This window comes from Rhizobium sp. CF142 (genome assembly GCF_000281145.1).
Lineage (GTDB): Bacteria > Pseudomonadota > Alphaproteobacteria > Rhizobiales > Rhizobiaceae > Rhizobium.
Genome location: NZ_AJWE01000085.1, coordinates 19,851 through 43,748, shown reverse-complemented (window position 1 = coordinate 43,748; position 23,898 = coordinate 19,851). Strand labels below are relative to the sequence as shown.

Below are 23,898 nucleotides of genomic sequence, written 5' to 3'. Positions count from 1 at the left end.
TGCAGTGACGAACGCCCGAAGCGCAAGCGCAGGGCCAGAGGGTGCCTCGCCCAAAACACAAAAACCGCCCAACACGGGCGGTTTTCTTTTGACTTGATAGTTACGCCGCCTCGGCGCAAATCCCAGCCTTGCATCCCGAAGCAAGCAGCGCCTTGTCCGCCACCTCGACAAACAACTGCCGAAACCAAGACGCCCGCTCGTCCGCCCTGTCCACCCGCCGATACAGCATCGACACTGGGTCGGCCGGCAGCTTGATCGGCGGCATCGACACCTCGAGATTATGAAGCTGCGCCATGCAGCGTCCCAGCGATTCCGGCACGACGGCGATCGACGGCATGGCCCTCAGCGCCGGCGGCACGGCCGAATAGCGGGGAACGGTCGCCACGACGTTGCGGCTCAGGCCCACCTTGTCGAGCGCAGCATCGACCGCCGTCGTCGCACTGCCGACGAAGGAGATGGCGATATGCGGTGCTGCGACAAAATCTTCGACACTGATGGGCGGCTTCAGCTTCAATTGCTGCGGATCGTAAATGGCGATCGAGCACTGCTCGAACAGCGGCATGCGGATATGCCAGGAGGCCGGTTCGCCATGAACGGAGATGCTGAATTCATACGCGCCGTCATCGAGCATCTGCGCCGCATCGCGCTTGTCGGCAGCGACGCCCACGAGCCGCGCGCCCGGCGCAAGTTGGCGCAGCCGCGCGACCAGAGGGCCGAAGAAGGCCGTTTCCAGATTGTCGCACATGCCGACGCGGAATTCGCCCTGCCAGGTTGACGGGTCGAAGCCTGTGGGCGGGCGGATCGCCCGTTCGATGCCGGAGAGCGCATCCTCGATCGCCGGAGCGATGGCGAGCGCCCGCGCCGTCGGCTGCAGGCCGCGGCCGACGCGCACGAACAACTCATCATCAAGTGCCTCGCGCAGCCGCTTGAGAGCGGCCGAAAGTCCGGGCTGGCCGAGCAGCAGCCTTTCGGCAGCGCGGCTGACATTGCGCTCCTGCATCAACACCGAGAAGGCGAGCAGGAGGTTCAGGTCAATTTTGCGAAGGATAGCGTCATTCATCATTATCAGTAATACCTGACATGGGTACTATCAATTTGCAATAGGGTTGGAAGCTGTACATTTTCTCGTTCCCTGCCGCCGGCCAGCCTCCCGGCAAGAGCGGCAGCAAAGAAGGAACTGAGATCGATGACCAATTCCCCATCTCCACGCGGAGCCGGCCTGGCGTTGCTGCTGCTCTGCGCTGCGAATTTCCTTGACGCCATGGATGTGTCCACCATCGGGGTCGCCCTGCCTGCCATCCAGACCGAACTTGGTATGCCCGCAACCTCGCTTCAATGGGCCGTCAGCGCCTATGTGCTGGGTTATGGCGGATTCCTGCTGCTCGGTGGCCGTGTCGCCGACCTCTTCGGCCACCGCCGCGTTTTCCTCTGGTCGCTCGGCATCTTCGCGGCCGCCAGCATTGCCGGCGGCTTCGTGGATAGCGGGCCGACGCTGATCGCTGCCCGCCTAGTGAAGGGCATCGCCGCAGCCTTCACCGCCCCGGCGGCCCTTGCCCTGCTGCTCTCCGTCTTCGGCGAGGGCGAGAAGCGGGCAAAAGCGCTCGGCGTCTTCGCCTCCACCGGCGCCACCGGCTTCGTGCTCGGCATGGTGCTCGGCGGTGCCGCCACCCTGGTGAGCTGGCGGGCAACGCTCGTCATGGGCGCTCCGGTCGCCATCCTCACGCTGGCGATCGCTCCCTTTGTCCTGCCCCCGGATGCGCGGCGCGGTGAGGGACGCAAGCATTTCGACTGGGCGGGCGCCTTGACGATCACCCCCGGCCTGCTGCTTTTCGTCTTCGGCATCACCAATGCTGCCGCAGCCGGCTGGAATGACTTCTTCACCTGGGGCTCGCTCGTTGCCTCCGTGGTGCTGATCGCACTCTTCCTGATCGTGGAATCGCGCCATGCCGATCCCATGGTGCCGCTGCATATCTTCCGCAGGGCAAAACTCAGCCATGCCAATGCCATCGCCGCTTTGTTCCAGGGCGCCTATGTCGGCTTCCAGTTCATCGCCACGCTCTATTATCAGGATGTCATTGGCTGGTCGGCCTTTGCCACCGGCTTCTGCTTCGCCTTCGGCGGCGTCTGCGTCATGTTCCTGGCACCGCGTTTTGCCACTGTGGCGCAAAACCGCGGCACGACGGGCCTGATGGCTGTCGGCGTCGGTCTGCAGGCGACAAGCTACATCCTCTGGGTAGCGCTGGTCGGCCATATCGATCCGATCATCCTGGTTGCCCTCAACCAGATCCCGCTCGGCGTCGGTTATGCCATGACCTATCCGGCGATCCAGGTTGCCGCACTGTCTGATGTTGAAGAGGACAAGTCCGGTCTTGCCTCCGGCCTGCTCTTTGCCTCTTTCCAGATCGGCGGCGGCATTGTGCTGGCGGCGGCCTCCGCAATCTTCGCCGCAGCCCCGCACGTCGGCTGGGATCCCTATGTCGGCGGCATCGTCTTCGTGGCGCTGCTGGCGATCCTGATCACTCTGCTTGCCGCCGTCGGCCCGAAGACCGCCACGCTTCGCCCGCAGGCCTATCAGGCAGCAGAATAATGCAAATTGCCCGCGCCAGGGTGGCGCGGGCATCCTCTTTCAGCCCATCATCAAGTCCCGGCCTATATGCTTGCGTTGAGATTCCCCCTGAGTCGGCTCAGCATGTCGCGCATGACGGCCATTTCCTCCAGTGTGCAGCCGATCGCCTCGCCGATAGAAGACATGATCGTATTGACCTCGCCCCTCATCGCCTGACCTTTCGGCGTCAGCGACACGATGACCTGCCGCTCGTCGCGGGAATCGCGGGTGCGCTTGATGAGGCCGTTCTGCTCCAGCCGCTTGAGGAGGGGCGAGAGCGTGCCGGAATCGAGATCGAGCTGCTCGCCGATCGTCTTGACCGGCAGTTCGGCTTTTTCCCATAGAACCAGCATGACGAGATATTGCGGATAGGTGAGGCCCACCTTGTCGAGTATGGGCTTGTAGGCGCGGGTAAAGGCATGCGCCGTCGCGTAAACCGCGAAACAGAGCTGCTTCTCCAGTCGCTTTTCCTCTTCCGGTATTTCCATCACTTTCGCCGTTCTCGCTTTCATCGCTGTCATCCTCAGAGGTCTCATTGTCCTCTTTTCAAATTCCGAATGCAATTTGCAAAATTCACTTGCGTACAATTTAATTGGGCGTTATTAAAAACTCAACCCGAACGAACGGGGCCAACCAAAGGAGATTGTCATGCCTATTCTCTATACGACCAAAGCTTCCGCCACCGGTGGCCGCGCAGGCCGAGCCGTTTCCGAAAACGGCGTTCTCGACGTCACGCTGACCGTGCCGAAGGAACTCGGCGGCGACGGCGCAACGGGCACCAATCCCGAACAGCTCTTTGCGGCCGGTTATTCGGCCTGCTTCCTCGGTGCTTTGAAATTTGTGGCCGGCAAGGAAAAGGTCAAGATTCCCGAGGAAACCACCGTCTCCGCAACCGTCGGCATCGGCCCGCGTGAGGATGGCGGCGGCTTCGGTATCGAAGTGGCCCTGACCGTAAACATCCCGGGCGTCGACCGCGAAACCGCTGAAAAGCTCGCTGCTGCGGCCCACATCGTCTGCCCTTACAGCCACGCCATGCGCACCTCGACCGAAGTACCGGTCACGGTCGCCTGATTATTTTGCAGTGCCAGTGAAGAAAGGCCGGGGCAACGCTCCGGCCTTTTCTTTTGAATTAATGTGCTGCCTGCTGCGTTGAGCCGGGCAGCTGGTCCGCGTCAGTCAGCGTGCCTAAGAAGGCGACGATGTCGTCGATTTCCGATTCCGTCAGCGCCGGCGGGTCGCCGGGCTTGCGGCCGAAGGGCGGATCCTGGTTGAGATTGTCCCAATAGACCTGCGGAACGTCATCATATTTGCGGATCGTGCCGTCTGCATTCTTCGGATACCAGCGGCCGGGATCACTGTCGCGCGTGGCGTAGAAGGAGACGACGTCACGCAGCGAATGGAAATAGCCATTGTGGAAGAAGCTCTTCTTCAGCGCCACATTGCGCAGCGTCGGCGTGCGGAACAGGCCGCAATATTCCGGCCGGTTGCTGAAGTCGGTACGCTGAGGGCCGCAGAGGCCGAGATCGTGATAATCAGGGTCGCTGTTGGCGGGGATCGCCATGTTCCGCGGCACCGCCAGCCCCAGGAAGCCGAAGTCGGAAAATTGCGGCGGCTCGCCATCATTGGCGGGCTCGCTCAGATGACAGCTCGAACAGTTTCCCTTGGCCGGATCCTCGAAGAGTTCGCGCCCATGCAGCTCCTGCGCCGTCAGCGTTCCCTTGCCGGCAAGGAAGGCGTCATAGCGGCTGGAGTAGGGGTAGAAATCCGCGCCGCTCTGCTCGAAGGTGCTGAGAGCCTCGACCGCACCCTGGAAGGCATCCCCGGCACTACCGAATATGTCCTGGCCGAAAATCTCCCGGAAATCCTCCGCATAGACCGCCTTGCGGAGCGAGGCGACGACCTGGGCCTCATCCTTGTTGCCCATTTCGAAGGGCGAAAGCAGGGGGATCTTCGCCTGGTCGGAACCGTGGTCCACGCGCCCGTCCCAGGTCAGGCCGCCCGTTGGCCCGTTGTCGACGCTCTCGTCGCCTTCGTCTTCGGAATCGTAGAAATGCTCTGTGAACGAGGGTATCGCCTGCAGGTAGCGCAAGGTTGGCACGGCGCGCTGTCCCGGCTGATCCATATGCGGCCCGCCCATTTCGACCGGTGTCGCGGTAGCAGGTGCAAAAGCATGATGCGGATCGTGGCAGGAGGCGCAGGCCTGTACGCCGGAGGCGGAAAGCGAAGTGTCGGAGAACATCTTGCGGCCGAGTTCCGTCAGCGCTTCGGCGCGGGCATAAGCTTGCGTCCGTGACATGGGGCCAGGATGCACGCCGCCGGTGACGGCCGCGCTGCTTTGCCGCAGGGGCAGAATGGCAAAACCGATCGCCGTCGCCGCCAAACCGAGCGCCATACCAGACCGGAGGAGCCAGATAATCTTCGTCGCCATGCCAGGGATTCCAATGGGTTAACATTGTGGGCCCTCATGATCGAACCTGACTGCAACAGATTGATGACGGGCGCGTACCGGCCGCAGGCGCAACCCGCTCGATGTCACAAAGTTGATAGATGGCGGGAATAGCGTCTCGCCTGCGCTTGGCCATTCCACGTCCGCCCGGCGCCCCTCTAGCCACGCCCCCTTAGCCATGAGGTATCCCGCCATGACCAGACTGAATCTCCTCCGCAATCTCTCGTTGGCCGGTTCGGCCATGCTACCGCTGGCGCTTGCCACGGCCGCCCATGCAGCACCCGCCGGCATGGACAAGATCCAGAATATCGTCGTCATCTACGCCGAAAACCGCAGTTTCGATAACCTCTATGGCAGCTTTCCGGGTGCCAACGGCCTTGCCAATGCAAGCGAAAACCAGGCACGTCAGCTCGATCGTGACGGCGCGCCGCTTGCAGAATTACCGCCGGCCTGGGGCGGCCTGACCGCCAAGGGTGTCACGCCCGCCATCACCGAGGCCCAGTCTGCTCACCTCGCCAACGCCGTCTTCTCGATCGACGATCCCAAGGGCTTTGCGCAGGCGACAAACGTCATCACCCGCGACCTCTGGCACCGCTTCTACCAGGAGCAGATGCAGATCGATGGCGGCAAGAACGATAAGTTCGTTGCCTGGGCCGATTCCGGCAGCCTCGTCATGGGCCATTATGACGGCTCGATCCTGCCCATGTGGCAGGTCGCCAAAAAATACGTCCTGGCCGACAATTTCTTCCAGGGCGGCTTCGGCGGCTCCTTCTTCAACCACTTCCAACTGGTCTGCGCCTGCGCGCCCTATTATGCCGATGCCGACAAGAGCCCGGCCAAGCCGACGATCGCCAAGGTCGATGCCGACGGCATTTCGCTGACGGTTGCCGACAATGCACCGAAGTCCGCCCTCGACGGTGCTCCGAAGTTCGTCTCCGACGGCAACCTCACGCCGGATTTCTACGCGGTCAACACCATGCAGCCGCCTTACCAGCCGAGCGCCAACGCCCCGGCCAAGGACGGCGATGCCGCCTATGCCGATCCCTCGCAGCCGAACACGCTGCCGCCGCAGCACGAGATCACCATCGGCGACCTGCTGTCGCTGAAGGGCGTCACCTGGGCATGGTATGGTGGCGCCTGGCAGGCAGCCCTCGATGGCAAGAATGCCACGCCGGTGCCGAACTTCCAGTTTCACCACCAGCCGTTCAACTACTTCGCCAATTTCGCGCCGGGCACATCAGCCCGCGCCGAGCACCTGAAGGACGGCGGCCTCGGCGGCGAGGCCTTTATCAAGGATATCGACGACGGCAAGCTGCCGGCCGTTTCCTTCTACAAGCCGCAGGGCAACCTCAACGAGCATGGCGGTTACGCCGATGTTTCGAGCGGCGACCAGCATCTTGCCGATCTGGTCTCGCATTTGGAGAAGAGCCCGCAATGGGGCCACATGCTCGTGGTCGTTACCTATGACGAAAACGGCGGTTTTTGGGATCACGTCGCCCCGCCGAAGGCCGATCGCTGGGGGCCGGGCAACCGCATTCCTGCTTTCATCATTTCGCCTTACGCCAAGGGCGGCATGGTCGATCATACGCAGTATGACACGACCTCGATCCTGCGCCTGATCACCACCCGCTACGACCTGCCGGTTCTGCCGGGCCTGCTCGCCCGCGACAGGGCGCTGGCGCTGAACAACGAGCCGCCGATGGGCAACCTGACGGCATCGCTCGACCTGACCCGCTGATCGTCGCGACAACGCTATGTCTTCTCCCCACAGATTGGGGAGAAGACTTCGACTTCCGGATGTTTATCCGTTGAGCGTCCGCATGCCGATTTCGCCGTAGCGATCTCCGACGGCGCGGGGCAGGGCCCTCGCGATTTCCTCGATATCTCCAGGTGTAAGATCAACGCCAGCCGCTCCAAGATTCTCGTCCAGTCGCGCGCGGCGGCGAGTGCCGGGAATGGGCACGATATTTTCGCCCTGAACCATCACCCAGGCGAGAGCCAGTTGCGCCGGTGTAGCGCCCTTGCGGCGCGCAATCTCTTCGAACACGGCGACGAGTTCGAGATTGCGCCTGAAATTGTCACCCATGAACCACGGCGAGGTCCGCCTGTAGTCATTGGGCGCAAGTTCGTCGACGGACTTGATCGCGCCGGACAGGAAGCCGCGTCCGAGCGGCGAATAGGCCACGAGCCCAATCCCGAGTTCACGAAGCGTCTGCAACACGCCGTCTTCCGGATCGCGTGACCAGGGCGAATATTCGCTTTGAACGGCGGTAATGGGATGCACGGCATGTGCCCGGCGGATTGTGTCAGCGCGGGCTTCCGACAGACCGATATGTCTGACCTTGCCGGCTTCGACGAGTTCCTTCATCGCGCCCACGGTCTCTTCAATCGGCGTATCGGGATCGACACGGTGGAGATAGTAGAGATCGATATGGTCGACGCCGAGCCGCCGTAGAGACCCTTCGCAGGATGCTTTTGCATATTCGGGCCGTCCGTTGGCCGTCTGGGCGCTGACGCCTGGTATCGCTCCAGCTGCGCGCACGATGCCGAACTTGGTTGCCAGTACCACTTGATCACGCCGGCCCTTGATCGCCTCCCCCACGAGTTCTTCGTTGGTGTGCGGGCCATAGCTGTCGGCCGTATCGAGCAGGGTTACGCCACGATCAAGCGCATGGTGGATCGTGGCGATTGCCTCGCCCCTGTCGGCGGCGGTCGCGCCATAGGCCCAATTCATACCCATGCAGCCGAGGCCGATCGATCCGACCTCAAGTCCTTGCCCGAGCCGGCGTGTCCGCATTGTTGAGTCTGTCATCTCTCATCCTTTCTTCCGCCTCTTCATAGGAGGCGATTTTGCCGTCGAGGACGCGAAGGCAGGTTTCGAGATCGGCCACGTGGGCCCGGACACGCTCACGATGCTCCCTGAGCATCTCGCGACGCTCGCTGAAAGTGGCTTTCCCGTTATCGGCAAGCTTCGCATAATGGAGCATGTCGCGGATCGGCATGCCGGTCGTCTTCAGACGGCCGACAAACTCGATCCAGGAAAGGATGGAAGCGTCGTAGTCGCGTTGTCCGGATCGGTCGCGATCGGCATAGGGGAGCAGGCCGATACGCTCGTAATAGCGCAGCGTATGAGCCGACAAACCGGACCGTTTCGCAAGGTCACTGATCTTCATGAGACACCTGTTCTCGTCACGACGCCAAGGAAGCTACGGCTTTGAGCGCACTCTAAGTCAAGAGGCTTTTTGCGGCTAATTTCGCGACCACCCATGCAGACTCTGCAGGGTCACGTTAGGTATTGCAGGTCGCGTCTCAGGTGATCGCCGTTGCCCTCAGGCAATTTCGTCTCGAGTGCCGCATGCGTGCTTTCCCAGATTGGCAGCGCCTGTCGCAGGACTGCCCGCCCGTCATCCGTCAGGCGCAGAAGACGGCCACGCCGGTCCCTCGGGTTCGGTACTATATCGACTAAACCCTTGCGTTGCAGTGGCTTCAGTGCCGCCGTCAGCGTCGTCTGATCCATGGCGAGCAGGCTCGCGACCGGTCCCATCGGTGGCGGCTCCGGCCGGTTCAGGGACATCAGCAGGGAGAACTGGCCGTTGGTGAGGCCGACGGGCCGCAGCGCATCGTCGAACAGCCTTGCGAGCGCGCGCGCCGCGCGCTGCACATGCAGGCACAGGCACGTATCCCGCACCAGAAGCGTCGTGGAAAAAGGAATCGCGATCGAGTTTGACATGATCTATTTCTATTGATATCAATGTATTTAGTCAAGAAGAGGAGACTATCTGCCGGAAAATGCCGGCCGCGCCGGAGGAGGGCGTAGATCATGTTGAACAAGGTTACCCAAAATCCCGTCGTTTCCCGCGAGGAATGGCTCGAAGCCCGCCGAGCTTTGCTCTTGAGGGAGAAGGAGGCGACCCATCTCAGAGACAAGGTGAATGCCGAGCGCATGACGTTGCCCTGGGTGAAAGTAGACAAGAACTACACGTTCGACACGCCGCAGGGGCGGAAATCGCTCGCCGACCTTTTCGATGGCCGCAGCCAGCTCATGGTCTATCACTTCATGTTCGGCCCCGAATGGGAGGCCGGTTGCCCCGGCTGCTCATTCCTCGCCGATCATCTCGACGGCACGCTGCCGCACTTGAACCACCACGACGTTACACTTGTCGCCGTCGCCCGCGCACCGCTTGCCAAGATCGAGGCCTACAAGCAGCGCATGGGCTGGAAGTTCCCCTGGGTCTCGTCCTTCGGCAGCGATTTCAACTTCGATTATCACGTATCTTTCACGCCTGAGGACCTTGCCAAAGACAAGGTCTTTTATAATTTCTCTCCGACAGCGCCCTCTGACGCCAATGACGAGCTGCCCGGACTTTCGGCCTTTTACCGGAATGAGAAGGGCGAAGTGTTCCATACCTATTCGAGCTATGCCCGCGGCGCGGAAGAAATCCTTGGTACGCTGATGATCCTGGATCACGCACCCAAGGGCCGCAACGAAGATTCGACCATGGATTTCGTAAAGCGCCACGACGAATATGAGGAAAGCCCCCAGGCCTCGTCCTGTTGCCACTGACGCAATTCCAGCAAAAGTGCTGCGCGGTTTTGCGTTCGGAATTGCGTGAAGCATCCAGCCAGCCATCCATCATCCGCAGGAGAAGGACGATGAAGACTGCAGAAGTGCTGAAGGAGCATGCTTTCCTGGAGAGAATGGTCGGTCGCTGGACCGTCGCCGCTTCGGACATGACCGGCGACAAGCCCTGGGAAGAGACCGTGCGCTCCCTGCAAGGCATCTGGTTCGTTGCCGAAGGAGCCGGTGAAATGACCGACGGCAAGCAGGCAACGACGATCCTGACGCTCGGCTACGACTCGGCCAAGGGCAAATATGTCGGCAGCTGGATCGGCTCGATGATGGACTACATGTGGACCTATGAGGGCGAGATCGAGCCCTCGGGCAATGTTCTGTCGCTCTACACCAAGGGCCCGGCCTTCGAAGGCGATGGCCTTGCCGACTATCGCGAGCAGATCGCCTTTCTCGACGATAACGTCAGAACCTTCACATCGAGCGTCAAGGAAGCTGACGGCACCTGGAAGCAGTTCATGGAAGTCAAATATACCCGCAAGGGCTGAAATCGCCGGGGCACATCAAGAGCAATTCCCGCAAAAGTGCGAGAGTGGTTTTGCGCCGGAATTGCGTAAAAACCAAGAGACAGAACTCAAGCGTGGACCGAGGAGAACACGATGTCCAATACGCATGGCAAGTTCATATGGTGCGAGCTGATGACGCCGGACCCCGATGCGGCGGCGAGATTCTATGGCTCGGTCGTCGGCTGGACCTGGAGCAAAATGCCGGCGGCAGACCAGCCGGAATACACCATCTTCGAAGCAAACGGCGTCAGGGTCGCCGGCATGATGCCCTTTCCCGCAGAGCTGGAGGGGCAGGGCATTCCGCCGAATTGGACCGGTTACGTCGCCGTCGACAATGTCGATCAGTCGGCACGCGACTTCTCGGCAAACGGCGGTACCGTCCGCCGTCAGCCGGCGGATATTCCAGGCATAGGCCGCTTTGCCGTGGTAGCCGATCCTGATGGAGCGGTGCTCTGCATCATGACGCCGCTGCCGATGGAAAATCCGCCACCGGAGCTGCCCTTCGACACGCCCGGCCATGTCGGCTGGCGCGAACTCTACGCCAATGACGGCGCCAAGGCCTTCGCCTTCTATGCCAAGCTCTTTGGCTGGACGAAGGATCAGGACTTCGACATGGGTCCGATGGGCGTCTACCACATCTTCGCCGAGCACGGAAAACAGACCGGCGGCATGATGACCCGCCCGCCGGAAGTCGGCATGTCTTTCTGGTCCTATTATTTCACCGTGCCGACGCTCGATGCCGCCATCGACCGGATTAACAGCGGTCGTGGCAAGGTTATCAACGGTCCGATGGAGGTTCCTGGCGGCTGGGTCTGCCAGGCGATCGATCCACAAGGCGCCTATTTCTGCCTGTCCGCGGCGAAGCGTTAGGGTTCATTGAAAAAAGGGTCGCGAGCAATCTCGCTTGCGACCCCTATCCAGCTCCCCTTACACTCGCGAAGAATCCTTCCGGGCTCTCTACCTCCACAAGCTTCTTGCGCTCGATCAGCCAGAAGCGATTGCCGACGGCCCGTACGAAGCTGCGGTCGTGGGAGACGAGCAGGCAGCTCGCCTCATGTGCCATCAGCTCGCTTTCCAGCGCCTCCTGCCCCTCGATGTCGAGATGGTTGGTGGGTTCGTCCAGCAGGTAGAAATTCGGCTGCGTCAGCCGCAGCACCAGCATGCCGAGCCGCGCCTTCTGACCGCCGGAGAGGAGTTTTACCGGCTTGCCCTGCATCTCGATCGTCATACCGGCGCCGGCAAGCAGCGAGCGTGCCCGCTGGTCGCCGACATCGAAGCGGCGGATGATCGTCTGCAGCGGTGTGTCGGCATCGCTGAGATCGGCAAGCAGCTGGTCGCCATAGCCGAGCACCAGCGAGGGCGTGGCCTTGATGCCGGCCTTTGCCGTTTCCGGCTCGGCAATCGCCGCGCGCAGCATGGAGACGAGCCGCGACTTGCCGGCACCATTGAGGCCGAGCAGCACGATGCGGTCGCCCTGGCAGATGAACTGCTTTCCCGTGCGGAAGAGCAGCGTGCCGTCAGGCGTCCTAACCTCGGCATCCTCGAGCGTCACCAGAACCTTGGCATGCGTGCCGCGGTTGGCGAGACGGATCGCGCCTGCCGAACGCTCCAGATGGGCGGGCTTTGCGGTTTCCTCCAGCTTTTCGGCGCGTTGCTTCAACTGCTTCGTCTTGACCACCAGCAGGTCGCTGCCGGAATTGATGCCGATATTGTTGAGCTTCGCCGCCTGCTTGCGCAACTGTTCGACCGTCTTCATATCCTTCTCGTAGCGCCGCGCATCGGAGGCATCCGCCTCGTCGAGCGCGGACCGCGCCCGGCTATAGGGCAGGGCGAAGACCGGCGATTGCTCCGGCCGCAGGAAGAGCGTCCGGTTGGTCGTCGCATCGAGGAAGGCGCGGTCGTGGCTGGAGATGATCACAGGCGTATCGCGCGGCAGTGCGTTCAGCCAATTTTCCACCTGCGCGATCTTTTCGAGGTCGAGATGGTTGGTCGGTTCGTCGAGCAGCAGCACGTCGGGTTCGTTCACTGAGGTGCGGGCGATCAGTGCCAGCCGCTGCCAGCCGCCGCTGAGCTGTCGGAGCGGCCGCTCGCGCAACTCCTCGGGCACTTCGAGCGATTCCAGCACGACATCCGCACGCCAGCTTTCGCCGTCAGCCTGGTCAGGAGGAAGGGCGAGAAGCACGGCTTCACGGAAGGTCACGTCAAGAAGTGCCGGCGGCACATTCTGCTCCATATGGCCGATGGTGAGCCCCCGCGCCTTGGTGATCTCGCCTTCGGTCGGTTCCAGCTTGCCCGTCATGAGGTTGAGCAGGGTGGATTTGCCGCGCCCGTTCGCCGCCACGAGGCCGATCCGGTCGCCGGCATTGACGACGAGATTGAGTTTCGAAAACAGCGGCGCGGACAGCACGATGCCGAGATTGCGGATATTGATGAGGGTCATGATCGTATCCTGGTCTTGCCAAGCGATCGCGCATATCCGGGGGCTTCCAGCCATCAACGGAAAAGCGCGTTATGCTTGGCGGATTATGAAATGCTTGCAGCTTGAACGGTGGGCATTCAGGTGCAGCAGTGCCACAAGGGGCGGACCAGGAAGAGATTTGTGAGAAACGGTCTCTGGTCAGCCCTGCAAACGCATCTGCAGGGCGTTGACTGGGCCACGCTGGCGATGATGCCGGAAATACATATTCACGCGCAGCCCTCCTTCTTTCTCGGTTGCAGCGGAGAAATACCATTGCTCGCGGCTGGAAACAAGGGATCACGATGGCAGTAAACACGCTCAGATGGTATGAAAGGCCTTCATCATCCGGGATCGGGGGACGCGGGATGATTTCCGTTTCAAGGGCAGGCAGCACAGAGGATTTCGTCATTGCCGCCGGCTTCTGCGAGGCGCTCGGTGCCCTGGATGTGGAGATGGGACGTGATCATGGCGTTCCTGCCGAGATTGTCATGACGCTTTTTCACGGCGAAAATCATGAAAGCCTCGCCCGGAAATACAGTTCCAACGAAGCGATGATGTTCCTCGCCAGATGGGAGGGAGCACCGGCAGGCTGCATCGCGCTCGCACCATTCGAGACTGCTGCCATGGAGATCCATAAATTCTACGTGGACCCCGCCTTTCGCGGTCGGGGCATCGGCAATGTGCTGATGCGGCGGGTGTTCGAGGAAACAAAAAAGAGCGGCCGCCCCACTATGCTCGTCAATACCGCCGCCTATCTGAAGAGCGCGCTTTCCCTCTACGAAGCCTTCGGCTTTACCCATTGCCCGCCTTTTCACACCGTGCCAGCTGAAATCAGCCACACTGAAGTCTTCATGTCGCGGCCGCTTTGATCCCGACACAATCGCTTCTTAGCGATGTCAGGCATCACAGGGAGGCACGGCATGCTCATCGCTCATCTGCCGGCAGGCTATATTCTCGGAACTGCCGCGCGACGCAGGGCGTCGTCCATCACCATCATGGCGGCAGCGCTGATCGGCAGCGTCATGCCGGATTTTGACATGATCTATTTCTACGCCTCCGGCGGTCGGGTTCATCACCATGCTTATGTTACGCATTGGCCGCTCTTCTGGCTGGTCTCGGCGATCCTGATCCTGCCGCTCCTCAAATGGCTTCGTCCGGCCTGGCTCGCTGCAGGTTGCGTCTTCTTCGCAGCCGCCATGCTGCATATGGTCATGGATACGATCGCGGCGCCGCTCTTTTGGTTGGCACCTTTTTCCTTTCATGAATTCGAGCTGGTTCGAGTCCCCGCAACCCATGCCAGCTGGATCATGAGCTTCCTGCTTCACTGGACATTCCTGCTGGAAATCTCGATCTGCCTTTCGGCGCTCGCACTCTTCCTGATGCGCCGCCGCCGTGCCGAAGCTGGTCGATCTGCGGCCTGACCACAGAGAGGATGGTGCGCAGGTCAGCGGTTATCGCAAAGGCTGGAACTCCTTGATCGTGGCCAGACACATTTCGCCTGCCTGTTTGCCACTATAGTTGCACAGCATCGTGTGATCGTTATAAGCGGCCGTCTATGGACTGAGGAAATTCCTGATCGAGGGCAAAGTGATGGCAGGCGGTGACGACGAATATGTTTATGACGAGGCGACAGGCGAATGGCGCGCTCCCTCCGAGATGGCTGCGGCCGCACAGGCTGCGTCCGAGGTTCGCGACGCCTCTGGAAACGTGTTGAAGGACGGCGATTCCGTCACGCTTATCAAGGACCTGAAGGTAAAGGGCGCCAACCAGACCCTGAAACAGGGCACGGTCATCCGCTCGATCCGTCTGACGGACAATCCCGAAGAGATTGACTGCCGTCACGATACGATCAAGGGTCTCGTCCTGCGCACGGAATTTGTCCGCAAGCGATGACTAAAGCATGCCGCGCAAGAGTGTGAAGCGGTTTTGCGATAACGACATGCGTAAAAACAAAGGTCTAAAGCGTTGCGCGAGTCTGAAAGATCGCGCCACGCTTTAGACTTACCGCTTCAAGCTTCCCAATATGCCGCGTACCAGCGCCCGGCCGACCTGCGTCGCCACCGTGCGCGCCACGCTCTTCATCGCCGCTTCCACCACCGTTTCACGCTGATAACCGGAGCGGCCGCGAGGCTGTGCCTTGTCGTCATCGCCGCCGCCAAAGCCGGGCAGCGTCCAGCCTGACGTGGTGCTGCCCTCCTGTGGCGCCGGGACCTCTTCTTGCGCTCGCTTGGCGGCGTCGGAATCGGCGGCCTTCTTGGCGCGTGCCGTCAGCATTTCGAAGGCGGATTCGCGGTCCACGTCCTCGTCATAGACGCCGAGAACCGGGCTGCGGTCCATGATTTGCTGGCGCTCGGCGTCGCTTACCGGTCCTACGCGGCCGGATGGCGGGCGGATCAGCGTTCGCTCGACGATCGACGGCGCGCCCTTGGCTTCCAGCGTCGAAACCAGCGCCTCGCCGGTGCCGAGAGTGGTGATGACGGTGGCGCAATCGAAGGCGGGGTTGGGGCGGAAGGTATCGGCGGCCGTCTTCACCGCCTTCTGCTCGCGCGGCGAATAGGCGCGCAGCGCATGCTGCAAGCGGTTGCCGAGCTGGGCGAGTACCGTTTCCGGCACGTCGAGCGGGTTCTGCGTCACGAAATAGACGCCGACGCCCTTGGAGCGGATGAGGCGCACAACCTGTTCCACGCGTTCGGTCAGCACCTTCGGCGCATCGTTGAAGAGCAGATGCGCCTCGTCGAAGAAGAAGACGAGCTTCGGCTTGTCGGGGTCGCCGACCTCAGGCAGTTCCTCGAAGAGCTCGGAGAGCAGCCAAAGCAGGAAGGTGGCGTAAAGGCGCGGGTTCATCATCAGCTTGTCGGCGGCAAGCACGGAGATCTGACCGTAGCCATTGTTCGACGTGCGCATGATGTCTGAAATCTTGAGCGCCGGCTCGCCGAAGAAATGTTCTGCACCCTGCTGTTCCAGCACCAGCAGCGCACGCTGGATGGAGCCGACGGAGGCTTTGGAAATCAGGCCGAACTGGCTGGAAAGTTCCGACGCATTCTCACCCATGTAGTTGAGCAGCGCCGTGAAATCCTTGAGGTCGAGCAGCGGCAGGCCGGCCTTGTCGGCGATCTTGAAGGCGATGTTGATGACGCCTTCCTGCGGCTCGGAAGCGTCCATCAGGCGGGCAAGCAGCAGCGGCCCCATCTCGGCGACGGTGGTGCGCACGCGGTGGCCCTTCTCGCCGAAGAGATCCCAGAAGATGACCGGGAACTGCTCGAATTCGTAGTCGGTAAAGCCGATCTGCTCGGCCCGCTTGGTGAGGAAATCCTTCGGCTCGCCCTTGGCGGAGATGCCCGAAAGGTCGCCCTTGATGTCGGCGGCGAAGACCGGCACGCCGGCTCTCGCAAATCCCTCGGCCAGCACTTGAAGCGTCACTGTTTTACCCGTACCGGTGGCACCCGTCACCAACCCGTGGCGGTTGCCGAATTTGAGGTCGAGATATTCGCCCTTGTTGATGCTGTCATCAGGATTGCGGCTTGCGCCGATGAAAATCTTGCCGTCCTCGAGCATGTAAGAATATCTCCCTCGGGCGATGCCGCCGCTTCATTCCAGAATATGCGATAATCCTCTTTCCGCACATTCATGCAAATATCGTTTGTCTGTTATAAGCAGGCGACAGGAGACGGACAACTGTCTGTGTTAAAACGAAAAGCAGGAAAGAGGCGCCTCACAAAGCGCCGCTTGAGTTGCCGCCTTGATTCGATTACGTTGACGTTAACGTCAAAAAACAGGAGGCAGACGATGAATGAGATTGTGACTGAAATCGCCAATCGTGTGGGCATTGCGCCTGATCTGGCCGAAAAGGCGCTCGGTATGATGCTCGGCTTCCTGCAGCGCGAAGCAGCCGACGGCCCGGTCGCCGAAATGATCGAAAAAATCCCCGGCGCCACCGAACTCGTCGCCCAGTTCAACGGCGAAGGCTCCAGCAGCGGCGGCGGTCTTCTCGGCGGCCTCATGAGCGCGCTCGGTGGCGGCGGCATCATGGGCCTCGGCCAGCAGCTGATGAGCGAAGGCCTCGGCATGAGCGAAATCACCTCGCTCGCCAAGGAAACCATCGCCATCGCCAAGCAATATGCCGGCGAAGAGGTGGTCGATCAGGTCGTCGCCTCCGTGCCCGGCCTCAGCCAGTTCGTCTAAGACGGTCCATTATTTCCTTAAGCCCCCGGCATCGTCCGGGGGCTTTGTTTTTTAAAGTTTTTCCCTCTTTTCTCCGCGTGTTTTCATGGCCGACACATCCCCGATCAAAGCCTTGCTGCCCAGGCCGGGCGGCCATCAATTCGTGCTCTACGGCGATTCCTGCTCGGGCGTTGCCGGCGCTCTGCACGAGCGTACCTTCGCATCCGTGAACGCTGTCCTGCGCCGGCTTGAGCCCCAGCCGCAGTTCATCCTCTTTCCAGGCGACGAGATCATCGGCCTGACGGCGGATGAAGCATCGCTGCGCGCCCAGTGGCGGCACTGGTTCGATGTCGAGATGGCCTGGCTCGACCGCGAAAACATTCCGATGTGGCATACGACCGGCAATCACACGACCTATGACGAGATGAGCGAGGCCGTGTTCCGCGACACGCTCGGCCTTCCGGCAAACGGGCCCGCGGGGCAGGAGGGGCTGGCCTATTGGGTTCGCCGCGGCGATCTGCTCATGGTCTTCGTCCATACGCTCTGGACCGGTCTCGGCGGCGAGGGCCACGTCGAAACCGAGTGGCTTGAGACGACCCTGAAGGCCCATGCCGATGCCCGCTACAAGCTGGTGCTCGGCCACCACCCGGTCTTTCCGATCAATGGGTACGCGGGCGCCTATCAGCGCGAGATCGGTCGCGAATATGCCGATCGCTTCTGGGATATTCTCGTGGCGTCAGGTGTTTTCGCCTATTGCTGCAGCCATATCCTCGCTTTCGACGTGCAGGCCCATCGCGGTGTGCTGCAGATATGCACGGCTGGCGCCGGTACCGCGCACAGAATGCCGGAGGGTGTCGAATATCTCCACGGCATTCAGGCAGCCCTCGATGAGGACGGCCTGCGCTATCAGGTTCTCGATACCGAAGGCGTTGCACGGGAAAGCCTGCAATGGCCGCCTGTTCTTGCGAGCGAGGATAAATGGTGCAGCGTTGCCCATGGCGTCAGTGACGCTCTCTGGGCGGGTCCGACGGGGTCCGACCGGGTCGTCGAACTCCGCCTGAGCGGTCGGATGGCCTCGGACGCCTGCGCGTCCCAGCAGACGATCTTCTCGGCTTTCGGCGATGAAGGCTTGGCGCCCCTATGGCTTGGCCTGCGCGGCAAGCAGCAGCAGTTGACGCTTATCCTCGGCCGCGACCCCGGTCGCAGCCCCTACTATTTCTTCGGGCCGGACCTGCCGCCGGGCGAGGATTTCGATCTCCATATTCTGTTGCATGGCGGCATGGGGCCAGGCGGCGTGCTCTGGCGCTCAAAGGACAGCGAGGCTTGGTCGTCCTTCGAGGCGATCGCCTCAACGGGGCTTCAACGCCTTGTCTGGCCGTCACGCTGGAGTGTGGGCCATGGCCAGAAAGGCGAGGGCGACCGGCCGTTCATGGGCGAGAGCCTGAGCCTGAGTATCGCGGGTTGAGAAACGCCTGATCGGTTTCTTGTTTCGCTACGCACCAAAGTCGGTTATTCGGCCTTCTGAATATCATCTAGGGAAGGGCGGATGAACGGAAGCGATCGATCCTCGTCGGTGCTCAGAGAGCATTTCGAAGAGCACAGGACCAAGCTCAGTCGGTCGGAACTGGCCGTGGCCGAGCATCTGGTGAAGATGCCGATCGATGTGCTGATTTTCCGCAGCGCCGAGGAGATCGCCGCCGAGACCGGCACCAGCGATGCGACCGTCATCCGGACCGCCAAGCGCCTTGGCTTTTCCGGCCTGCCGGAGCTGAAGCGGGTATCGGGCCGCGTCATGGCGCGCACCATTTCCACCAGCGATCGTCTGGAACAGCGTTTCCGCGCCACCGGCGGCGATCTTGAAAAGGTCGCCGGGCAGATGTTTGCGACCGCTCGCGAAGTGCTGACCTCCACCGAGGAGCAGATGGATGGCGCAATGCTCGCATCCGCCATTTCGCTCGTCGAAGAGGCCGATACGGTCTGGTGCATCGGCATGGGCACTGCCGAGGTGGAGGCGCGCCATTGTTCGATTGCGCTCAGCCGTGCTGGCGTGCGCACCCGCTGTTCCGGCGCCTCGGGTTTTACGCTTGCCAATGAGCTGATCGATCTGCGTCCCGCCGATGTCATCATCATGTTCCATGCCGTGCGCGAGACCGCCGAATTCAAGCTCATCGTTCGGCAGCTCCGGGATATCGGCTGCAAGGTCATTCTAGTCTGCGGCGTGCAGCTCCGCGCCACCTATGCCGACAAGGTTTCGGCCATTTTGACCTGCATCGGTTCGCCCTCCAAGCTGGCAAGCTGGAGCATCGGTGCCATCGTTATCGCCGATCTCCTTGCCTATGGCGTTGCGGTCCGCAACCAGCAGCAGGCGACGGATGCCAAGAAGCGCCTTGCAGACCTGCGCGATCAGGCGCTCGGCAACGACTGATCTTCGCGATCTCTTTGCAATTCCACCTGCATGAAAATAAACATGAGAAATTCAGTTATGTTTATTGAAATACAAACTACAATATTGTAGTCACCACGACATTGCGCCGTGCCGCAGCGGCGTTGACTATCGGGGTTATTGCATGACGCGCCTGTTTCATCGCAGCAAGACGGCTGAAGTCCGTCCTTTCTCCCATAAGACCGTGCCCAGACGCCGATACCGGCGTGACGGCTGATATTATCCAATAATCATTCAACAAAAACAGTCTCTTGCGTCGGAATGCCCAGGGCATTTCCGGCAAGGTCCCCTGTTGCCCTGACTTCTCGAACGCCTACGGAAAATCCTCCATGTTTGCCCCCAAATTCCAAGGAAAGCAGCTCGCTCTCACCGTTGCCCTTCTGGCATCTGCCACATCGGCGCTGGCGCAGGAGGCCGCCAGCGGCCCTGTCACCCAGCTCGAAACGATCAAGATCACCGGCAATTGGCTGGAAGAACCGAACGAGGAGAAGGTGCTGAAACACCCAGGCGCCCGCACGATCCTCGATCGCGAACAGTTTGAAGAGCGTGGTGCGCAGGATATCCGCGATGCGCTGAACCAGATCCCCGGCGTCCAGGTGCAGGAAGCCAATGGCACCGGCGGTAGCGATGTGTCGCTGAATCTCGGCGTGCGCGGCCTGACCTCACGCCTGTCGCCACGCTCCACTGTATTGATGGACGGTATTCCCTTGGCTTACGCGCCCTATGGCCAGCCGCAGCTTTCACTCTTTCCGCTGACGCTTGGAAATGTCGAAACGATCGACGTCGTGCGCGGCGCCGGTTCGGTGCGCTACGGGCCGCAGAATGTCGGCGGCATCATCAATTTCGTCACCCGTCCAATACCGGAGGATTTCACCGCTCGCTTCTCCTCCGGCGCGGAGATCGCCGGCAATAACGGCCACGTCAAGGCGACGCCGAATTTCCTGATCGGCGGCACCAATGATGACGGCCTTGGCGCCGCGATCCTCTACTCGGGCATCCATGGCGAGGGCTATCGCGCCGCCAACGACCGCACCGATATCGACGATATCATCGCCAAGGGCGCTTACGAGTTTTCGGATACGGACAAGCTCGGCATCCAGTTCCACCACTATGAGGGCGAGGGCAAGATGCCCGGCGGCCTGACGAGCGCCGAATATGATGCCGATCCCTACCAGTCCACACGCCGCTATGACGATTTCAGCGGCCGCCGCAACGATATCTCGCTGCGCTACCAGCATGACGACGGCGACAACAATTTCGAAGTGCTGACCTATTACGTGGATTCCTTCCGCGGCAGCCATGTGGAGCAGCAGGGCACAGGCGCCAGCGCCGGCCTCTATCGCCTGACGTCTGCTCCGCGCAGCTACAGCTATTTCGGTATCGAGCCGCGCTATTCGCGCCTGATCGAGCTCGGCGGCATTACCCAGGAGGTGACCGTCGGCTATCGTTATCTCTGGGAAGAAAGCTCGGAAATCGCGTCCCGAACGGGTTTCTACAACAGAGCCTCGGGCATCGATCCGACCACGCGTATCTCGCCGACCTACCAGACGAGCGATGGTGGCACGATTGCCCATGCTTTCTACATTGACGACAAGATCGAGATTGGCGACTGGACCATCACACCGGGCATTCGCTACGAGATGATCAGCACGCACAACGATGTCGTGAATTTCAGCACCAGCGGTGCGGTCACCAGCACGCTCTCTCCCTCGGTCGATGCGAACGAGGCCCTGCCGACGCTGTCGGTTGCCTACAGGCTCACCAATGAGCTGACCGTCTTCGGCAATGTCGGCGTTTCCTTCGGCCCGCAGCAATATAGCCAGCTTGCCTCCACCACCGACGGCCTGCACCCGGAGAAAGCGACCACCTACGAAATCGGCCTGCACTATGAAGGCGACAACTGGAATGCCGAGCTGACGGCCTTCAATATCGATTTCGACAAGGAGCTTTATCTCGGCCGCACCATCGTCGGCGAGGGCATCTGGACCGATCTCGGCGCCACCCGCCACCGCGGCATCGAATCCGCCATCAATTACGACATCGGCGATGTAATGCCTGCGCTCGACGGCCTGTCGCTGTCTGCGAGCTACACGTATACGGAAGCGACCTATCAGGCCGGCGCCTTCGAAGGCTGCGACCTGCCCTTCTATTCGCGTCAGGTGGCTTCGCTGGGCGCGCGTTATCGCTACAGTGACTGGATCTTCAATGCCGACCTGCAGGCGCAGTCGAAGCAGCATTCGCCGGGTTCGGCCGATGCGGGCGCGACCTATGTGACGGAAGAGGATGCGACGGGCCGCCTCGGCGATATTCCCGGCTACGGCACCGTCAACCTGCGCGTCGCCTATCAGCCGGAAGACAAGAAGAATGCCCCGCAATTTGCCTTCGGCGTGAAGAACCTGTTCGACAAGGAGTATTTTACGCGCTCGACGGACAATAATGGCGGCAAGTTCGTGGGCCAGCCACGCACATTCTTCGTCAACGCATCGATCGCCTTTTAAAGCATGTCGCGCAAAAGTGTGCCGCGGTTTTGCGGTAACGACATGCGAAAACAAGAGCCTAAAGCGTGGCAAGCGAATCCTAGAGATCGCGACACGCTTTAAGGGCCTGATCAATCCATCCGCCGGATGGAAATCCGCACTGACCTTTCCTAGATTAAGAGGTGCCGGATTTTTTCACCGACGGCCGGATCGGCTGGAACGATGGATACCCAAATCTCGTTTCATATCGGCCAGATAAGAAGGAATATGGTCATGCGTACGGTCATTGCAGCAGCCTCGATCATTCTCCTCGGGTTCGCCGCTCCGGCCTTCTCCCAGGCCCTCGGTGATATGGATTATTCCGGACGCTTCGGCGGCATGCCGCCCGGCACGGTGCCGGACGCGGAAGCAAGTAATACTTTTTCGATTCCGCTCGATCCCGTCGAGAGCGACAATATCACCGTCGTCATTCCGTCCGACCGGACGGCTTGCCCGCGGCCCGGCACGCGCGCCTATCGCACGGCCGAGCGTGACGGCACGCTGGCTACCGCCTGCCGCCCACGGTAAGTTAAATTCCAGTGCAGGAACGGCTATTTGCCGTTCCTGTGCAGGATCACGCCCAACTCATGCCACTCACGGCCGTCACGCTGGATCAGCTCGTCCGCGCAGACAGGTCCCATGCTGCCTGGAGCGTAAGAATCCGGAATGCGGTCGTCCTTTGCCCACTCATCCAGGAAGGGCTGTACCGCCGCCCAGCCGGCCTCGATACCGTCAGCGCGCTGAAATAGCGTCTGGTCGCCGATGAAGAGGTCGTAGAGCAGGGATTCATAGCCGGTCGTCTTGCCGATATCGAATTTGTCGGCATAGCGGAAATCCAGCGAGACCGGCACGGTGTCGACGGATTGTCCCGGCGACTTGATGGAAATCTCCATGCTCATGCCTTCATCGGGCTGCACCTGGATGACGAGCCTGTTCGGCGGCAGACGGCGGTTGACCTCCGTTTCACGAAACTGGGCGAAAGGAACGGGCTGAAAGGTGATGACGATTTCCGTATCGCGTGCCGTCATCGCCTTGCCGGTGCGCAGATAGAAGGGAACGCCGGCCCAGCGCCAGGTATCGGCATAGAGCTTCAGCGCCACATAGGTCTCGGTCTTGCTGGTGGGCGAAATATCCTTCGTATCGCGATAAGCGCGCAAGTCCGTGCCGTTGAGCGGACCGGCAGTATAAGCCCCGCGTACGCCATTCGCCTTGGCTTCCTCCGGCGTGTAGATGCGCAAGGCCTTCAGCACCTTGCTCTTCTCGTTGCGGATCGCCTCGGCGTCGAAACTGTTCGGCGGCTCCATGGCGATCATTGCCAGAAGCTGGAAGAGATGGTTGGGGATCATGTCGCGCAACGCGCCGGTCGCGTCGTAGAACTTGCCGCGCGTGCCGACATCGACGATCTCCGAGGCGGTGATCTGCACGTGATCGATATAGCGATTGTTCCACAGCGACTCGATCATCATGTTGGCGAAACGCGCCGTCATCAGGTTCTGCACCGTTTCCTTGCCGAGGAAATGGTCGAGCCGATAGACTTGGCTTTCCTCCACGCGGGCGAGGATGCGCGCATTCAAAGCGCGGGCAGAGGCGAGATCGGTGCCGAAGGGCTTCTCGATCGCAACACGACGGAAGCAACCGCCGCTTTCGTCCATCAGTCCGAGATCCGCAAGTTTCTCGACGATCGGCCCGAAGAAGCTTGGCGGCACGGCGAGATAGAAGGCTGCATTGCAGGTCGTGCCAAGGCGCTTGCCGATTTCGAGGAAGATATCATCCTTGGTGAAATCGCCCTGCAGATAGGAGATGCGCGATCGCAGGCTCTCCCAGACCTCATCCTTGCCAGTTGTTTCCTCGCCGTCGAGATGGGCGAGGAAAGCGTCCAGCCGCTGGCGCAGGAATTCATCGTCACCAGGTTCGATGCCGACACCGAGGATGTTCAGGTCCCCGCCGACGAGGTGGCTGCGGGTGAGATTGATGATGGCCGGAACCAGCAATCGCCGTGTCAGGTCGCCGGTGGCGCCGAAGATGACGAGAGTGACGGGCGGGGTGGGGTGAGCGTCCATGCGTGTCATCTCCAGCTTAATTCTCCCGGCAGAATATAAAGCGCTCGGGTTCTGCCGCAAGCACCTTGCAGTT

The 23,898-nt window shown here is 61.0% G+C and carries 23 protein-coding genes; 14 read left to right on the top strand and 9 right to left on the bottom strand.

Annotation, left to right across the window (positions count from 1 at the left end; genetic code table 11):
- Positions 1-100: 100 nt before the first annotated feature.
- Positions 101-1,063, bottom strand: a complete 963-nt coding sequence (locus tag PMI11_RS15935; RefSeq protein ID WP_007818817.1) for a LysR family transcriptional regulator — start codon at positions 1,061-1,063, stop codon at positions 101-103.
- A 123-nt stretch (positions 1,064-1,186) separates the two neighbouring features.
- On the opposite strand from PMI11_RS15935, the gene PMI11_RS15930 reads away from it, so the two are divergent.
- Positions 1,187-2,587, top strand: coding sequence for an MFS transporter (locus PMI11_RS15930; protein WP_007818816.1), 1,401 nt, complete (start codon positions 1,187-1,189; stop codon positions 2,585-2,587).
- A gap of 62 nt (positions 2,588-2,649) precedes the next feature.
- Here the strand turns inward: PMI11_RS15930 and PMI11_RS15925 are convergent, their stop codons facing one another.
- Positions 2,650-3,126, bottom strand: coding sequence for a MarR family winged helix-turn-helix transcriptional regulator (locus PMI11_RS15925; protein ID WP_037071505.1), 477 nt, complete (start codon positions 3,124-3,126; stop codon positions 2,650-2,652).
- A gap of 127 nt (positions 3,127-3,253) precedes the next feature.
- On the opposite strand from PMI11_RS15925, the gene PMI11_RS15920 reads away from it, so the two are divergent.
- Positions 3,254-3,676, top strand: coding sequence for an organic hydroperoxide resistance protein (locus tag PMI11_RS15920; protein WP_007818814.1), 423 nt, complete (start codon positions 3,254-3,256; stop codon positions 3,674-3,676).
- Positions 3,677-3,734: 58 nt separating this feature from the next.
- On the opposite strand, the gene PMI11_RS15915 is transcribed toward PMI11_RS15920, so the two are convergent.
- The gene (locus tag PMI11_RS15915; RefSeq protein ID WP_007818813.1) at positions 3,735-5,033 is read right to left on the bottom strand and encodes a cytochrome-c peroxidase; all 1,299 of its coding nucleotides are present in this window, start codon (positions 5,031-5,033) and stop codon (positions 3,735-3,737) included.
- 211 nt (positions 5,034-5,244) lie between these two features.
- On the opposite strand from PMI11_RS15915, the gene PMI11_RS15910 reads away from it, so the two are divergent.
- Entirely contained in the window at positions 5,245-6,789 is a 1,545-nt protein-coding gene (locus tag PMI11_RS15910) for an acid phosphatase (RefSeq protein WP_007818812.1), read from the top strand.
- A gap of 63 nt (positions 6,790-6,852) precedes the next feature.
- Here the strand turns inward: PMI11_RS15910 and PMI11_RS15905 are convergent, their stop codons facing one another.
- The 3 genes from PMI11_RS15905 to PMI11_RS15895 form a co-directional block, all read right to left on the bottom strand.
- Positions 6,853-7,848 (bottom strand): aldo/keto reductase, encoded by a 996-nt coding sequence (locus PMI11_RS15905; protein WP_037071503.1) that lies wholly within the window; start codon positions 7,846-7,848, stop codon positions 6,853-6,855.
- Positions 7,817-8,224: a MerR family transcriptional regulator gene (locus tag PMI11_RS15900; protein ID WP_007818807.1), complete on the bottom strand. Its 408-nt coding sequence runs from the start codon at positions 8,222-8,224 to the stop codon at positions 7,817-7,819. The genes PMI11_RS15905 and PMI11_RS15900 overlap by 32 nt, the downstream gene beginning before the upstream one ends.
- 110 nt (positions 8,225-8,334) lie before the next feature.
- The gene (locus tag PMI11_RS15895) at positions 8,335-8,781 is read right to left on the bottom strand and encodes a MarR family winged helix-turn-helix transcriptional regulator (RefSeq protein WP_007818805.1); all 447 of its coding nucleotides are present in this window, start codon (positions 8,779-8,781) and stop codon (positions 8,335-8,337) included.
- Positions 8,782-8,871: 90 nt separating this feature from the next.
- Here PMI11_RS15895 and PMI11_RS15890 point away from each other — a divergent pair, with 90 nt between their 5' ends.
- The 3 genes from PMI11_RS15890 (at position 8,872) to PMI11_RS15880 (ending at position 11,057) form a co-directional block, all read left to right on the top strand.
- Positions 8,872-9,615 carry a DUF899 domain-containing protein gene (locus PMI11_RS15890; RefSeq protein ID WP_007818803.1) on the top strand — a complete coding sequence of 248 codons (744 nt, stop codon included), beginning with the start codon at positions 8,872-8,874 and terminating at the stop codon, positions 9,613-9,615.
- Positions 9,616-9,704: 89 nt separating this feature from the next.
- Entirely contained in the window at positions 9,705-10,169 is a 465-nt protein-coding gene (locus PMI11_RS15885) for a DUF1579 domain-containing protein (protein WP_007818801.1), read from the top strand.
- Positions 10,170-10,280: 111 nt separating this feature from the next.
- The gene (locus PMI11_RS15880; protein ID WP_007818799.1) at positions 10,281-11,057 is read left to right on the top strand and encodes a VOC family protein; all 777 of its coding nucleotides are present in this window, start codon (positions 10,281-10,283) and stop codon (positions 11,055-11,057) included.
- A 43-nt stretch (positions 11,058-11,100) separates the two neighbouring features.
- On the opposite strand, the gene PMI11_RS15875 is transcribed toward PMI11_RS15880, so the two are convergent.
- On the bottom strand, positions 11,101-12,627 hold the full coding sequence (locus PMI11_RS15875; RefSeq protein WP_007818797.1) for an ABC-F family ATP-binding cassette domain-containing protein: 1,527 nt from the start codon (positions 12,625-12,627) through the stop codon (positions 11,101-11,103).
- A 383-nt stretch (positions 12,628-13,010) separates the two neighbouring features.
- Between PMI11_RS15875 and PMI11_RS15870 the strand changes: the two genes are divergently transcribed.
- The 3 genes from PMI11_RS15870 (at position 13,011) to PMI11_RS15860 (ending at position 14,538) form a co-directional block, all read left to right on the top strand.
- The gene (locus PMI11_RS15870; RefSeq protein ID WP_007818796.1) at positions 13,011-13,514 is read left to right on the top strand and encodes a GNAT family N-acetyltransferase; all 504 of its coding nucleotides are present in this window, start codon (positions 13,011-13,013) and stop codon (positions 13,512-13,514) included.
- A gap of 51 nt (positions 13,515-13,565) precedes the next feature.
- Complete coding sequence (locus PMI11_RS15865) at positions 13,566-14,066, top strand: metal-dependent hydrolase (protein ID WP_007818794.1); 501 nt, start codon at positions 13,566-13,568, stop codon at positions 14,064-14,066.
- A 169-nt stretch (positions 14,067-14,235) separates the two neighbouring features.
- Positions 14,236-14,538, top strand: a complete 303-nt coding sequence (locus PMI11_RS15860; RefSeq protein WP_007818791.1) for an alkylphosphonate utilization protein — start codon at positions 14,236-14,238, stop codon at positions 14,536-14,538.
- Between the two features lie 108 nt (positions 14,539-14,646).
- Here PMI11_RS15860 and PMI11_RS15855 read toward each other — a convergent pair whose 3' ends face one another.
- Positions 14,647-16,200 carry a helicase HerA-like C-terminal domain-containing protein gene (locus PMI11_RS15855; protein WP_007818786.1) on the bottom strand — a complete coding sequence of 518 codons (1,554 nt, stop codon included), beginning with the start codon at positions 16,198-16,200 and terminating at the stop codon, positions 14,647-14,649.
- Between the two features lie 231 nt (positions 16,201-16,431).
- Between PMI11_RS15855 and PMI11_RS15850 the strand changes: the two genes are divergently transcribed.
- From PMI11_RS15850 to PMI11_RS15830, 5 genes are all read left to right on the top strand, one after another.
- Positions 16,432-16,827, top strand: coding sequence for a hypothetical protein (locus PMI11_RS15850; RefSeq protein WP_007818781.1), 396 nt, complete (start codon positions 16,432-16,434; stop codon positions 16,825-16,827).
- An 85-nt stretch (positions 16,828-16,912) separates the two neighbouring features.
- Positions 16,913-18,271, top strand: a complete 1,359-nt coding sequence (locus PMI11_RS15845) for a metallophosphoesterase family protein (protein WP_007818780.1) — start codon at positions 16,913-16,915, stop codon at positions 18,269-18,271.
- Positions 18,272-18,352: 81 nt separating this feature from the next.
- A complete protein-coding gene (locus PMI11_RS15840; RefSeq protein ID WP_007818779.1) occupies positions 18,353-19,231 on the top strand; it encodes a MurR/RpiR family transcriptional regulator in 879 nt (292 codons plus the stop codon).
- Between the two features lie 347 nt (positions 19,232-19,578).
- The gene (locus PMI11_RS15835; RefSeq protein WP_007818776.1) at positions 19,579-21,747 is read left to right on the top strand and encodes a TonB-dependent receptor family protein; all 2,169 of its coding nucleotides are present in this window, start codon (positions 19,579-19,581) and stop codon (positions 21,745-21,747) included.
- Positions 21,748-21,999: 252 nt separating this feature from the next.
- Positions 22,000-22,293, top strand: coding sequence for a hypothetical protein (locus tag PMI11_RS15830; RefSeq protein WP_007818771.1), 294 nt, complete (start codon positions 22,000-22,002; stop codon positions 22,291-22,293).
- A 23-nt stretch (positions 22,294-22,316) separates the two neighbouring features.
- Here PMI11_RS15830 and zwf read toward each other — a convergent pair whose 3' ends face one another.
- Positions 22,317-23,825 (bottom strand): glucose-6-phosphate dehydrogenase, encoded by a 1,509-nt coding sequence (gene zwf / locus PMI11_RS15825; RefSeq protein ID WP_007818763.1) that lies wholly within the window; start codon positions 23,823-23,825, stop codon positions 22,317-22,319.
- Between the last annotated feature and the right edge of the window lie 73 nt (positions 23,826-23,898).